Annotated in this window: 9 protein-coding genes; 4 read left to right on the plus strand and 5 right to left on the minus strand. The window is 47.2% G+C overall.

What is annotated here, in order from left to right; all coding sequences use genetic code 11:
- Positions 1 to 7: 7 nt before the first annotated feature.
- Together H6F66_RS23875 and H6F66_RS23880 are read left to right on the plus strand one after the other, a co-directional pair.
- Positions 8 to 1,759 (plus strand): diflavin flavoprotein, encoded by a 1,752-nt coding sequence (locus H6F66_RS23875; protein ID WP_190426519.1) that lies wholly within the window; start codon positions 8 to 10, stop codon positions 1,757 to 1,759.
- A gap of 332 nt (positions 1,760 to 2,091) precedes the next feature.
- Positions 2,092 to 2,427 (plus strand): BMC domain-containing protein, encoded by a 336-nt coding sequence (locus H6F66_RS23880; RefSeq protein WP_190426522.1) that lies wholly within the window; start codon positions 2,092 to 2,094, stop codon positions 2,425 to 2,427.
- 185 nt (positions 2,428 to 2,612) lie between these two features.
- On the opposite strand, the gene H6F66_RS23885 is transcribed toward H6F66_RS23880, so the two are convergent.
- The gene (locus tag H6F66_RS23885; protein ID WP_190426523.1) at positions 2,613 to 2,804 is read right to left on the minus strand and encodes a hypothetical protein; all 192 of its coding nucleotides are present in this window, start codon (positions 2,802 to 2,804) and stop codon (positions 2,613 to 2,615) included.
- Between the two features lie 32 nt (positions 2,805 to 2,836).
- Here H6F66_RS23885 and H6F66_RS23890 point away from each other — a divergent pair, with 32 nt between their 5' ends.
- Positions 2,837 to 3,577, plus strand: a complete 741-nt coding sequence (locus tag H6F66_RS23890; protein WP_190426526.1) for a TIGR04283 family arsenosugar biosynthesis glycosyltransferase — start codon at positions 2,837 to 2,839, stop codon at positions 3,575 to 3,577.
- Positions 3,578 to 3,703: 126 nt separating this feature from the next.
- On the opposite strand, the gene H6F66_RS23895 is transcribed toward H6F66_RS23890, so the two are convergent.
- Genes H6F66_RS23895 through H6F66_RS23910 form a run of 4 tightly spaced genes read right to left on the minus strand, consistent with a single transcriptional unit; the run spans position 3,704 to position 8,607 of the window.
- Positions 3,704 to 4,540 carry a DUF928 domain-containing protein gene (locus H6F66_RS23895; protein WP_190426528.1) on the minus strand — a complete coding sequence of 279 codons (837 nt, stop codon included), beginning with the start codon at positions 4,538 to 4,540 and terminating at the stop codon, positions 3,704 to 3,706.
- A 2-nt stretch (positions 4,541 to 4,542) separates the two neighbouring features.
- The gene (locus tag H6F66_RS23900) at positions 4,543 to 6,909 is read right to left on the minus strand and encodes a CHASE2 domain-containing protein (protein ID WP_242019308.1); all 2,367 of its coding nucleotides are present in this window, start codon (positions 6,907 to 6,909) and stop codon (positions 4,543 to 4,545) included.
- A gap of 32 nt (positions 6,910 to 6,941) precedes the next feature.
- Positions 6,942 to 7,916: a DUF1822 family protein gene (locus H6F66_RS23905; protein ID WP_190426531.1), complete on the minus strand. Its 975-nt coding sequence runs from the start codon at positions 7,914 to 7,916 to the stop codon at positions 6,942 to 6,944.
- Between the two features lie 40 nt (positions 7,917 to 7,956).
- Positions 7,957 to 8,607 (minus strand): sigma-70 family RNA polymerase sigma factor, encoded by a 651-nt coding sequence (locus tag H6F66_RS23910; RefSeq protein WP_190426534.1) that lies wholly within the window; start codon positions 8,605 to 8,607, stop codon positions 7,957 to 7,959.
- 297 nt (positions 8,608 to 8,904) lie between these two features.
- Here H6F66_RS23910 and H6F66_RS23915 point away from each other — a divergent pair, with 297 nt between their 5' ends.
- A complete protein-coding gene (locus H6F66_RS23915) occupies positions 8,905 to 14,073 on the plus strand; it encodes a DUF4157 domain-containing protein (protein ID WP_199295443.1) in 5,169 nt (1,722 codons plus the stop codon).
- Positions 14,074 to 14,083 lie beyond the last annotated feature (10 nt).

The following is a 14,083-nucleotide window of genomic DNA, read 5'->3' on the forward strand; positions in this document are numbered from 1 at the left end:
ATCACCCATGACAACCACCAAACCCCGCGATGTTCAAGTTCTCCCCATTGGTGCAGATACAACCGTGTTGCGATCGCGCACTTGGGAAAGACTCAAGTTTGAAGTAGAATATGCCTTACAACGAGGCACAACAGCTAATTCCTATTTAATTCAAGCGGATAAAACAGCGCTTTTTGACCCGCCGGGAGAATCGTTCACAGAAATTTTTCTCTCGGCTTTGCAACAGCGAATTGATGTTAAAAAGCTGGATTATGTAATTTTGGGACACGTTAATCCCAACCGCTTATTCACCCTCAATGCTTTACTAAAACTAGCTCCTCAGATTACCTTTGTTTGTTCAAATCCAGGGGCGAAACTTTTACGAGAATTGTTCAAAAACACCTTCAATGACACCTTGCAAGAACACGGTTTAAAAATTGCCGTGATGCGAGGGGAAGAAACCCTAGATTTAGGTAATGGTCATCACTTACAATTTATCCCCACGCCTAGTCCCCGTTGGCCTGATGAACTTTGTACCCACGACCCGCAAACGGAAATTCTGTACACAGATAAGCTATTCGGGGCGCACATTTGCGGCGATCAAGTATTTGACGAAGGGTGGACGGTGTTTGGTGAGGATCGACGCTACTATTTCGATTCTCTCATGGCTCCCCACGCTCGTCAGGTGGAGACAGCACTGGATAAACTAAGAGATTTTCCCGCCAGACTCTATGCTACTGGTCATGGCCCTTTGGTACGCTACAGTTTGATACCTCTAACTCAGGCTTATCGACAATGGAGCGAGAAGCAAAGAGCTACTGAAACGAGCGTGGCCCTAATCTATGCTTCAGCTTATGGGAATACGGCGACAGTAGCGCAAGCGATCGCTACTGGTATCACTAAAGCTGGTGTTGCTGTCGAATCTATCAACTGCGAATTTGCCGAACCCGCTGAAATTCAAGAAGCTGTGGAAAAATCCGCCGGGTTTATCATGGGTTCTCCCACCCTCGGCGGTCATGCTCCCACCCCGATTCAAACTGCACTGGGAATTGTCCTATCCACCGCCACCAAAACTCAACTCGCTGGTGTTTTTGGTTCCTTTGGTTGGAGCGGCGAAGCAATTGATTTAATTGAAGGCAAATTAAAAGATGCTGGTTATCAATTTGGCTTTGACCCCATCCGCGTCAAATTTAAGCCCACAGATGTAACGCTCAAATACTGCGAAGAAGTTGGTACAGACTTTGCTCAAGCTTTGAAAAAAGCTAAAAAAGCAAGAGTACCCAAACAGCAAACCAGTGACTCGCAAACGGCTCGAATTGAACAAGCAGTAGGGCGTTTAGTTGGTTCTGTTTGTGTCGTCACCACTAAACAAGGCGAACTCAGTGGAGCAATGTTAGCTTCTTGGGTTTCCCAAGCAACCTTCAACCCACCTGGTTTAACTGTTGCTGTCGCCAAAGACCGAGCTATAGAATCGCTAATGCACTCCGGCGGAAACTTTGTGTTAAATATCTTGCCAGAAGGCAAACATCTGGGTTTAATGAAGCATTTTCTTAAACCTTTTGGCCCCGGTGAAGACAGATTTGCTGGTGTCGCCACGCAAGAATCGGAAAATGGTTGTCCTATTCTCAGCGATGCTCTCGCCTATCTGGAATGTTCCGTCAGAAACCGGATGGAATGTGGCGACCACTGGTTAATCTACTCCGTAGTAGAAAATGGCAAGCTGCTACAGCAAGAAGGTGTTACAGCAGTGCATCACCGCAAATCTGGAAGCCATTATTAAACTCGTTCTCCAGGACTAAGCCTGGAGAACGCCAACCAAATCAAACCCGGTTAATGGTCTTAATCAAAGCAGGTATTTAATGTCACTGTTCTTGTCTATGGTGCATCTGCTGGTGTTGGTTTGTTTTAAACTTAACCAGCGCCACCTGGGTGCAGGGCTTGAAATTAGTCAAAAACCGTATCTTAATTTGGGCTAGGTAATGCCCACCAAATGCTAGTCAAAAGGCTGGAAAGCAAAGAAAGTGGGCGTTTCCGTCAAAAGGTGTAGCGAAAATTCGTACAATTAATACTTACGCCAGATAACTTCATTAATTCATAGTTAGGAGATTGCCAATGCCACAGGCAGTTGGATCGATAGAAACCAAAGGTTTTCCTGCTGTGCTAGCAGCGGCAGATGCAATGGTTAAAGCTGGACGAGTCACCCTAGTTGGCTATATAAGAGTCGGTAGCGCTCGCTTTACAGTCAACATTCGCGGGGATGTTTCTGAGGTTAAAACCTCTATGGAGGCTGGTATTGCGGCAATAGAGAAGGTTTATGGTGGGGCGCTGGAATCCTGGGTGATCATTCCTCGTCCCCATGAAAACGTCGAATGCGTTTTGCCCATCGCCTACACCGAAGAAGTTCAACAGTACCGAGACGCTGTTGAACAGCCGATAATCCGCAGGTAGAAAAATTGTAGGTTAGGTTTTTCCTCGTTTTTCCTCGTTCCCAGTCTCTGGCTGGGAATGCTTGTTTTTGTTAGCGAAGGGGCGCGTCAGCGCAGTGTCTCAATGTGAGAGTTTTCTTATTCATGGAGGCAAAAGAAGCTCCCAATAAGCATCCCAGTCAGAGACTGGGGACGAGAAAGTGAAAGCTACACGACGAAAAAGTGAGAGTGCAGTTTCTTTTTCGTAGTCACCCGCCGACTGAGGAGTGGATTCGTCGTCTGGTAGAATTGGCTCAACAAAGACGGTAAGCGAATGCGATCGCAGCTGTATAACTTTGAATGGATGCCCACTGCATTAACGTTTTGACCCCCCAACCCCAAGGGTAAATTGGGGGACAAGTCTCAGTAAAATTATTCTTTCCGGCTAGGTAATGTCTCGCGTCTCGATTATTATTCCTACTCTGAATGAGGCGAAGTGTCTGGAACGCACTTTGCGCCAGTTGAGTGTACTGGAACCGACTGCAAAGGAAGTGCTGATAGTCGATGGCGGGAGTGAAGATGAGACAGTTGCGATCGCGCATCGCTTCAGTTCATCTACAATACGTGTCATCTCATCCGACACACGCGGGCGTTCGGTGCAGATGAACCAAGGCGCAGCAGCAGCAACGGGGGATATTCTTTGCTTTCTACACGCAGATACCTCTGTACCAGATGATCTGGTAGCAGTAATTGAACAAACTTTAGCAGACAAAACTGTTGCTGGCGGTGGGTTTATTTCCCTGATGACAGGCGAACAAACAACACGTTGGGGAGTTTCCCTGCACAATTACCTTAAAACTTACTACGCGCCGCTAATTTTTCGACCGCATTTGTTTTTTAAAGGGTTGCGATTATTATTTGGCGATCAGGTGATGTTTTGTCGTCACGCTGATTTTTTAGAATCTGGTGGGTTTGATCCTGCCATACCCATTTTAGAAGAAGCTGACTTGTGCCTGAAGCTGGTGCAACGCGGCAAAATTCGTCAAGTAAACCGAGTTGTGCAAAGTAGCGATCGCCGCGTAGCAAAATGGGGATCGCTCAAGGCTACAGCTATATATCTTTATATCGGCTTTCTCTGGGGATTGGGTGTTTCTGGAACATACCTCAAGAAGTTCTATGAGGATATTCGGTAATTTAAGGGGGCTGGGGACTAGAGACTGGGTACTAGGGAGTAGGGACTGGGTAAGAGTCCTCCCAATCCCCAATCCCCAATCCCCAATCCCTAATCCCCAATTCCCAATCCCCAATCCCCAATCCCTTCAATTTGGCGTACAACATTGAACGATGGGTTCTTTAGCGATCGCATTTAAACCAATAGCCTTAAATAGATTTTCCCAATCAGTGGTGAGTTTGGCATCTTGGGGATTAGCACTGCGGAGTTGGGCGAGTGTATCTAGCGCATCATGCCAAATGCCATTAGCAGCATAAAGCGCCGCGCGATCGCGTGGCGTACTTTGCTGTAACTGAGTTGCCAGAGTCTCAGGAGGTGCAATCCTTTGAATAAACCCGTCAACATAGACAGATTCCTCCGCATCACTAGAAATTGCGAAGAACCAATGGTACATTTTGCCAATTTCTAAAGGTGCTGCATTCGCCGGAAGACGGAATTGTACCAAACCGGGTTGGGCTTGGGAGACGCTGAAAGTCGTTTTGTAAATTTCTTTACCCTGATGCTCTTTACCCTGATATTCCTGTAACACAAACGTTATCGGGCGATCGCCACTTAAGGCAAAAGGAACGTAAAACCACAAAGCGGGATACTCAGCAACTGTTAATGCTAAAACAGATTTCTCGTTTGAAAGTCTAGCTTGGTTTCCGGCTATTCGAGCCGCCAAAGTTTCCTCTGTAACAGGCACCAAGGCAGTCAGAGATAGTCTGTCGCCGCCACGAGTTCCCCCACCTCGCGGTCGTCCTTTGGGTGCATCTCGCTGTCCTTCTGGTGGTACTGTGGGCGGGACGAAGCGCACTGCTGAAATTAATGAGCTTACCGGAGGTTGCGCTGGTGAGTGCGTAATGTAGAAGGTATTACTGACGAGAAAAAGAGCAAATGCGCTCGTCAGTATTAATTTTTGGCGGGGTAATTGTAAGCGATTCATGACTAAAATTTAGATGTATTTTGCTGTTGTCGAGTTTTAGATGTTGTGTATGCCACACTTGCACTCGTTGCAACCAAGGCTAAGGCTGGGGGAACGAGTGGCAACCAACAAGTGGTTTCTACCAACAAAGCAAAGCATAATCCGCATAAACACGCGATCGCGATTGCGATCGCGATCGCCAAATTTAGTCCCAACCTTATACGCCAAGCCAGCACTCCACCAATTGCAGACCAACCCCAGATCCACAAAACTTCACCCCACTGGGGCAAAACCCATAATAAACTTCGCTTATCTAGAACAGCGCTGAGGATTTGACTCACCATCTGCGCGTGAACCAGCACTCCCGGCATTTTCCCCTCATACCACTGACCCGTACTATAGGGTGTTGCCCATTCATCAGGAAAACTTTGGGCGGTAGTACCGATTAGCACGATTCGATCTTTGACTGAATTGGGATCTATCTGACCCTTAAGGACATCTGTAAGCGTGACTTGTTTGGCAATATCTTGGGGGGAGCGGTGCGAGCGATAATTAAGTAGCACTTGATGCCCCCAAGCATCTACTTGTTGGTAGCCGCCAGTATGGGGTTCTAAGGGCTTGAAAACAACATCGCCGATCTGTAAGTTTCCTTTTGGGGTGAATTTAGGCGAGATGCCTTCTGCGTCCAGGTAACGGAATGCTAATTGTACGCTTAAAGCGTAGGGTGTAGTACACGGCGATGCCGGGTCTGGACTCATAATTAGTAGATGGCGACGGACAACGCCATCATCGTCAACTATAAAGTCACTAAAACCTAAGCGTTCTTGGGGAATTTCCGGCGGGGGTTTAATTCCAAAGTTAGCAACTTCTGGCGCACTAACTTTGCAAATTGCCATCAAGCGCTCGTTTTTCTCCAAACGAGTTGCTAAATCTTTCTGAGTTGAATCTACAGGGAAATCGCGATAAATATCTAAGCCAATTGCTCGTGGTTGATACTCGGATAGCTTTTGCAAAAGTTTATTGAGTGCGACATCTGATAGAGAAGAACCGCGTCTTTTTGCTGGATCTTGAGCTTGAATATCTGCTTCCGTAACTGTGACTACTAACAGGCGCGGATCTGATTTTTCGTGTGGTTGCAGCCGCAGTATTTGGTCATAAGCTTTTAGTTCTAATTTCTGAAATATTCCCAAATACCTAATTCCCATTATGGATAAGGTTACTAGGATGCTGGTAAGAAACGCTGTACGGAGGTTTATTAAGACCTGGGAATTCGATTTAACAGATTTGTTGTAACCGCACAGTTCTTCCCAAGTAGGAGGCACAAAAGCGGGATTTTGACAAATTAGTGGCAACCAGGTAGCGCAAGGAAATTTTGCCTCTAATCCTTGCAATCTTTCCCGTGCTTCCCGCACTGCTAAATAGAATGATTCGCCACGGGCAAAGGCTTCTATAAAAGATTTCAAAAATTCTTGTGCTACTACGTCTGGTACTGGTTCCCGCATTACAATAATTTGCGGAATTTGTAATGATGCCAGATTTCGTGCTAATCCTAATCCATCACAAGAATTGAATATAGCAATTTTTAAGCCACTACAAGCAGCTTTTTTTAAAGCATATTTTAGTTGGTCAATTGTCAAACTATCAGTTTGATTAATATACATTCGACCTGTTTCCCCATCGCCTTGACTGCAACTATGTCCGGCGAAAAAGAGAATGTCCCAGCCTTGTTTCCAAAGCTGTTCAGTTAGTTCTTCGGGTTGCGGTTCTACAAGAAAGGTAATTTGAACGTTAGGTATATGTTCTAATAATCTGCGATCTGCCTGGGTATTAATTCCAGCACTATTACCGATAATTGCTAAGATTCTGACTCCGTTTTTGGGTGGCGATTGGTGTTCTACACGTTCGTAGGCGGGCGCACTTAAGGCAATTTCTGCTTTGGGATAGCGATCGCATAAATCCCAGAGATGCCACGGTAATCTCCGCAAGCATAAGTCTTCAGTTTGAACGATAACCCTTACTTTGTCAGAGGGCATCAATTGTTCTAACAGTTTCTCTCTAATTTCGCGAAATGACTCGGAATTCAGCCAAAAATTCAAGCGGAGGCGCAACACATTTGCCGCCAGAGTGCAGTCCTCAATCTTGGAAACATTGGTCAGTTGTCCGGGTTTGGCTTCTAACCTATAATTAGCTCCCAAGCGACGATAAGCTAATCTCCAGATGTTGTAATGTTGGGGAATTTCTGGTGCTGGAGGTAACTTGCCGATGATTTCGGTAAATGGGCGAGATCCATCGTCTCCAATCTGCAATGTGACTGGAAATCCATTATCAAAGCTACCATCCCCTAACTTAAGGACAACTAACTTGCTCATTGCTAATTGTTCATTGTTCATTGCTAATGGCTAATGAAGAATTAGCCATTAAGCTAAATAACAAAATTTTCCTCTTGCGTCGCATCACCCAGAGCTACCTTAATGCTAAACCTTTCGCCCGGTTCTCCGCTAAACTCTAATTGGATGTAATTATCGGCACTTCTAGCTTCTGCTTCTAAGAAAATTGCTTTAGATTCATCGAGTATCAGCAGTTGCACTGATGGGGGTAGATAACTTGAGGAGCCAGCAGGATGCAACTGGACGAGGATATTATATCTTTGTTCGGATTCTGGACTGAGTTCTACAACTAGCGCGATCGCATTCCCCGCTAACTGCATCCCCAAGTCAATCATCTTAGCTCGTCTAATGCCAGTATCTAAATCGTCTTGGGTCGTTACTGCAATTTCGCTGCTTCTAAAACTAAAGGCTAAACTTGATTGTTCCGGGTGTAAGACAGATTCCACCGTTTCCCAACCTGCATCAATAACATTCTGAAGCCACTGGCTCAATTTCACCATCTTGCCAGAAACAGGTGCGGCGGAGGGTTGCGCGAGTTGACTCAAGCGATCAATTAAATCTTCTACTGGTCGGAGTTGGCTGACAGGTAACTCCTCTACATCTGCGGTTTCGGTAAATCCCAGCACAGATGCTGAGTGCAATGATTCATCTATTTGAACTACTACATAGCCAATTCGGTCTGACCAAACTTCGGGGGGAATATCGCAAGTCAGCGATCGCATTGATAGAGGACGACATTCCAAGCGACCTACCCCTGTCACGTCTAAATCTGCCACATCAGCGCACATTCGGACAACTGGGTTCCAACTATCGCTGGCTGTTGGATCGCAAGAAATCCCCATCATCTGTAAGTAGTCATTCACCACACACACAGCCAGCGTGTTCAAACGAACTTGCTTTGCTTTATCAGGTGTTGGCATAGAATTAGCAAACTGCTGCGCTGTTCTACGTGCTGCTTGGGTTATAGGCAGAGGTAGAGCAAATTCTCTCTCATTAGTGGTGTAACTCATAATATTATTTTCTGATGTAACTCATATTTGTAACCCTCCTTCATATATATCCCTCCGATTCGCCAAATTTACGCAACCGAGGAATGCACTGGCGTTGGTAAAAACTACTCAATGTCGAAACTGGTAGACCAAATTCTGCTGAAAGCTTTTTCCAGCTTGCTTCTGGGGGCAAACGCCGCAATATTAAGATTTGGGCAGTAATTTTAGGATAACCTTCTATGGAAATGCGGCGCAGTTCGCCTGTGGAATCTGCTTCGGCCCATGTTCTTACATCGTCCAGCATGGGAGGAACATCTGGATCGGCTTCCAAGATGTCTACTGGGTCAATAATATCGTTAATTTCGCCGGATCTTGCTGATTTTATCTGGCCTGGAGCTGTTCTGGCTTGTTGCTTTTGAGTATCTATGTAAAAATCTTGCAGTCGCCGCTTTAGATAGGTATTTAGCCAAGTGACGACACTGCCCTTGGTGGGGTCATACACTTGCCCTGTAGTTGCTTCGCAGATATTGTGGCAAAAATATACCCATGTTTGTTGCAGAGCATCTTCATAGTAAGGTGTATGTTCTTTCCAAAGCTTTTTTGTAGCTAGGCGAATGACTTTCGTTAAGTTTTTCTGGCGTTCTGGGCTACCTGGAGGATGTTCACAGGCTTGTTTGACCAAAGTTCGCAGCTGTTCGTCTAGTCCATCCATAGAGCGATCGCTCCTGCGGTTGATACATCACCGATTTTGTTGGGAAACTCATTAATTTTAGACAATGGGTGTTGCGTTTCTTTTTGTTTATTAAAAAGTTGACAGCTTAAAACTTGTGTTACACTTCTGCCACAATCCTTTCAAATCCTCTGAAAAATATATCTTTATAGAGATGCCAAAAGTTTTTTAAGTAGTGAAAGTGGTGAAAGGCGGAGAGGGGATCTACCAAAGGGAAGAGAAAACAATACTTGGATGTAATATTGGCGCGATCGCGCCAGTACATCAAAAACAAAACCCATGAGTGAAATAGCGCCACCCCAGACCAAAGCTGCCTCAACACCACTTCCCCCTGCTAGGGAGGTGCAGCCTGAGTTGATGCGATCGCGCCCGTTTGCAGAGGAAACCACACAGACGACAGCATCATCGGGTGTCGCCACAGCACTAGCCACGCCCGACCCGCCACCACCACCAGACTTATCCCAACTGGAGACAGAAAGACGCTGCGGTTTTGACTTCAGCCGGGTGAAGGTATCCGGCGCACCGCCCGTTGTGCAGCCGAAACTCGTCATTGGCAAACCGGGGGATAAATACGAGCAGGAAGCTGACTCTATGGCAGCGCAAGTGATGGCAATGCCAGAACCTGCTGTCCCACAGGTACAAAGCAAGCTTTTCGGGAAGGTTAGCGATCGCAACATTCAGCGTTCCTCCCAGACACAAGCCGCATTTCCTGAACCAAACGCCTTAATTAAAAGAATCACCGCTCCCGATAAACGCCAGCAGCAGCAACAACCGATTCAAACCAACTCCTTACTGCAACGGTCAATAGCTGCCAGCAATGACGCGAGCCGCCACTTAGAGAGCCGTCTGTCCAGTAGTAAAGGTGGAGGTAGCCCGTTATCGGAGGAAGTGCGATCGTTCATGGAGCCGCGCTTTGGAGCTGATTTGAGTTCTGTGCGGACGCATACCGATAGCAATGCTATCCAGATGAATAAGGAGTTAGGGGCGCAGGCGTTTGCTCACGGTAGCAATATTTACTTTGCCGAAGGGAAATCTCCTGGTAAGGATGAGTTGACAGCGCATGAGTTGACTCACACTATTCAGCAAGGTGGTGGGCTTCCGGTTAAGACTTTCAGCAACCAGCCGCACAAGGGAAACAAACTGCAAGCCAAAGTAGACTTCAGCCAACCATCGATACATCTGAAGGAGAATCGGCAAGAACAACCAGTAAAAGAAGCCGAACTAGCACCGCAGGCTGCCCCTTCCTCACCTACGGCTGATGTAACACCAGCAGGGCAACAGGCTAAGAGCATTGCAACACCAGCTAAGACTATCGAGAAACCAGCAGGTGGCGGTGCTGGTGCGCCATCGATACCAGCCGGAAGTAGTGAGGGCGGCGCTGCTGTGACCTCGCCAGAGGGTATCAAGCAAGCAGTTTCAGACGGTGCAGCGATCGCGAGTTCGGGCATAAATGGGGTAAGTGCTGCCACTTCCAGTGAGGGCGGCGCTGCTGTGGCCTCGCCAGAGGGTATCAAGCAAGCAGTTTCAGACGGTGCAGCGATCGCGAGTTCGGGTATGGATGGGGGGAGTGGCAGCACTTTCAGTGAGGGCGGTGGTGCTGTGGCCTCGCCAGAGGGTATCAAGCAAGCAGTTTCAGACGGTGCGGGGATTACGGGTTCGGGCATGGATGGGGGGAGTGGCAGCACTTCCAGTGAGGACGGTGGTGCTATTGCCTCGCCAGAGGGTATCAAGCAAGCAGTTTCAGACGGTGCGGGGATTACGGGTTCGGGCATGGATGGGGAGAGTTCTGCCACTTCCCCCGAAAACGACCCTGGCTTTAAGGCGGTCGCCAATCGCACCAAGAGTGTCGCACAACAGCAAAAACAGCATCAGCCAGCCGGGGCTAAATCAGCAGAGGCGCAAGCTGCTGCCGTACCTCCAGGTAACGAAGTAGAAAGCCAAGCACAGGACAAGCAGGTTCAGGAGATGAACCAGCAGCAGCCAGGTCAATTTAACGCTGCTACATTCAAAGCAGCGCTAATGGAAAAAATTGCTGCTGTTACTCCCCAAACTCTTGAAGAAGCCGACAACTTCAAAAACAACAATAAAATCGACTCTGTAAAAGGTGAATTGTCGTCGAAGGTGACAGAGGAGAAGAAGCAAGCTTCTGGCCCCATCGAAGAGAAAGCCAAGGAACAGCCCGACACTAGCGGTATCGCACCCAAACCCGTCACGCCACTAACACCCGAAAAGGCGGGTAGCCCACCGTCTGATATTGGCGCAGAAAAGGCTGCACCCAAGCCTAAGCCTGCATCTGAGGTGTCTTTGCAAGAGGGTAGTCAATCGCTCGACCAGCAGATGATTGAGGCGAATGTCACCGAAGAACAACTGGCTTCGTCAAATGAGCCACAATTCCAGGGAGCATTAAAAGCCAAGAAGGATGCCCAAACTAACGCCGTTACAGCGCCCCAAGAATATCGCCAGCAGGAGCAGGGAATACTGAAGCAGGCGCAAGCTGAGGCACAGACGACAGCGCAAACGCAGCTGCAAGCAATGCACGGCAGCAAAGAGCAGGTTTTGGCTCAGGTGCTTGGCTCTCAAGGTGAAACCAAAACAAAGGACGAGCAGGAACGGGCTAACGTTGCCACCAAGATTAATGGTTTCTACGAAACCACTAAGTCAGAAGTCGAAACCATTCTCAACAATTTAGACAATGAGGTCATCGGTAAATTCGATGCGGGTGCAGCTGCTGCTAAGCAAAAGTTTGAGACTTTCGTGGCTCCCTACATGGAAGACTACAAGGAACGGTACGACGGCTTGTTAGGGGCTGGACGTTGGTTAATAGATAAATTGCTTGACGTGCCGCCGGAGGTGACTGCGTTCTTCAAAGAAGGGCGGGAATTGTATCTCGCAGAGATGGACAAAACCATCAACGACATTGCCAACCATGTTGCAACGCAGTTAAACCAGGCTAAACAGAAAATTACTGAGGGTAAACAACAAATCCATGATTACGTCGTCAAGCTGCCGGAAAATCTCAGGCAAGTGGGGCAGGAAGCGGCGCAGGACATTGGGAGTAAGTTTGATGAGCTAGAGCAGAGTGTCGATAACAAGCAGAATGAGTTGGTTGACTCCTTGGCACAGAAGTACAACGAGAATCTCCAGCAACTCGATGCCCAACTAGAAGAGATGAAGGCATCCAATCGCACTTGGATGGACAAAGCCCTGGATGCTGTGGCTGCGGCGATTAAGACCATCGCGGAACTGAAGAACCTGCTGATGGGCGTGTTGGCTAAAGCGGCGGGTGCGATTGAGAAGATTATCCTTGACCCGATTGGTTTCTTGGGGAATCTAGTTTCTGGGCTGAAGCAAGGTTTTGAGAACTTCATGGGTAATATCCTGGAGCATCTCAAGAAGGGTATGCTGGGCTGGCTAACTGGCGCTATGGCAGGGGCGGGCATTTCTATGCCAGAAACCTTAGACATGAAGGGCATCTTTAGCCTGGTGACGCAGGTTCTGGGGACGGTCTATGAGAATATACGCCCACGAGCTGTGAAGAGAATGGGAGAGAATGCCGTCAACTTCCTCGAATCAAACTTCGAGATGTTCGTAATCTTGAAAAACGAAGGAATTGCGGGGCTGTGGCAGTCTATTCAGGATCAGGTTGGCGATCTGAAGGTGATGGTGATTGATAACATCCAGAACTTTGTTGTGGATGGGATTATCAAGGGTGGGGTGATGTGGGTTCTGAGTTTGTTGAACCCGGCTAGTGCGTTTGTTAAGGCGTGTAAGGCGATTTATGACATCATCATGTTCTTCATTGAGCGCGGTAGCCAGATTGCCGAGTTGGTGAATGCGGTGATGGAGTCGGTGACGGCGATCGCTAGTGGTGCTGTGGGTGGTGCGGCGAAGTTAGTGGAGAATGCTCTGTCTAAGGCGCTGCCTGTAGTAATCAGCTTTATGGCAAGTCTGTTGAACTTGGGCGGTATTAGCGAGAAGATTCAGGCGATCGTTCAGAAGGTTCGCCAGCCGATTGAGAAGGCGATCGACTGGGTGATTTCTCAGGCTGTGACGTTTGCTAAGAAGATTGGCGGTAAGCTTGGGTTTGGGAAGGATAAGAAGGGTAAGGATAATAAAGATAACAAGGATGGCAAACTTGAGGATAGTGAAGTTGGTAAAACAATCAATTTCAATGCCGAAAGTGAGAGCCATCGTCTGTGGATTACTACTCAAGGAACTTCAGTCACAGTGATGGTTGCCAGTTCACCTGGTTCTGTAGAGGCGAAGCTGAACGAGTGGGAAGGGAAGTTAGACACCCTAGCAGAAGACAAACGTCCACAGGCTAAGACGTTGTTGGCAACAGCTCGTCAACACCTGGGCAATACTGAGAAAGAAGCTCAGGAAGCAGCTAAAGAAATCCAAGAAGCTAAACAAAAACCCAACGATCAGGCAGTAAGCGAGGCTGAACAAGCAGATAATCAAGCTGAGGCCGCAGAGCAAGTATTAGCTCAGACGATGCAACAACTATTCCATTACTTTGGCGATCAAAATAGTAAATTAGCTGAGTTTTTTGGCGTAAAAGAACCATTTAATGCAGGTAATGGCGAATCTCACTCCATCTACTACGAAGATCGGGGTGGGCAACCAACACTTATCGTTGCCAGTACACCAAGATCTATCTATGATTTCCTGGATTTCTATACAAACGAATATGATGTTAAGCCTCAATCACCTAAAGGAAAGTTGATTGTAGAGATCCGCAGCTACTTGAAGCAAGCCATCGAACCGGTGGTTATAGAAGTAAATGCAGCGGAGAAGAAAAAGGACACTGCAACACAGAACAGCAAGCAAAGGAAACTACTAGAGAAAAATACGGTACTTGCACAAAAGCTGCGGGAACTCCTGGCTGGAGATCGAGATGTCGGTAAGATAATAGATAGTTATCTATTAGAAGGATTGACTGGAACATACTCTGGTATACCTAACCCCCATGGCGACCAACTCACACCCGACCACCAACCCCAGGCAGCTATTCTTGAATGGGCTGCACAACAGGACTTCTTTGATGCAAGCGGAAATATGGTGCGTCGAGCGGCAGGTAGAGCTCGTCCAGGGTATGCAATTAACTTGTATGAAAACCGTCATAAGGAAGGTAGAACCTATGGTCCCAAGGGCGGTCAGACTAAAGATGCTTTTATCAATAAAGCTAGTAACAAATTAGTGGGTGTTAAGGCAAAGCAGAAAAAACGTGACATCGTGGTCGATTTAATGAAAGTTGAACTCGCTGCTGATGTTGACGCAATGAAAGGCGTTGTAGGGCGTGCTAACACTAATTCTGTATGGGATGACATCAATGCCTTAAATATTACCCAGAAAGAAAAGAATGACTTAATCAATAAGATCCGAACCAATGTCTTAAGTGGAGAAAATCAAATTGCCAGTCAAGATATGGAAAGTCTAAAGAATTAAGGGGATTACT

It is taken from the genome of Trichocoleus sp. FACHB-6 (genome assembly GCF_014695815.1).
GTDB classification, from domain to species: domain Bacteria; phylum Cyanobacteriota; class Cyanobacteriia; order Cyanobacteriales; family FACHB-T130; genus Funiculus; species Funiculus sociatus.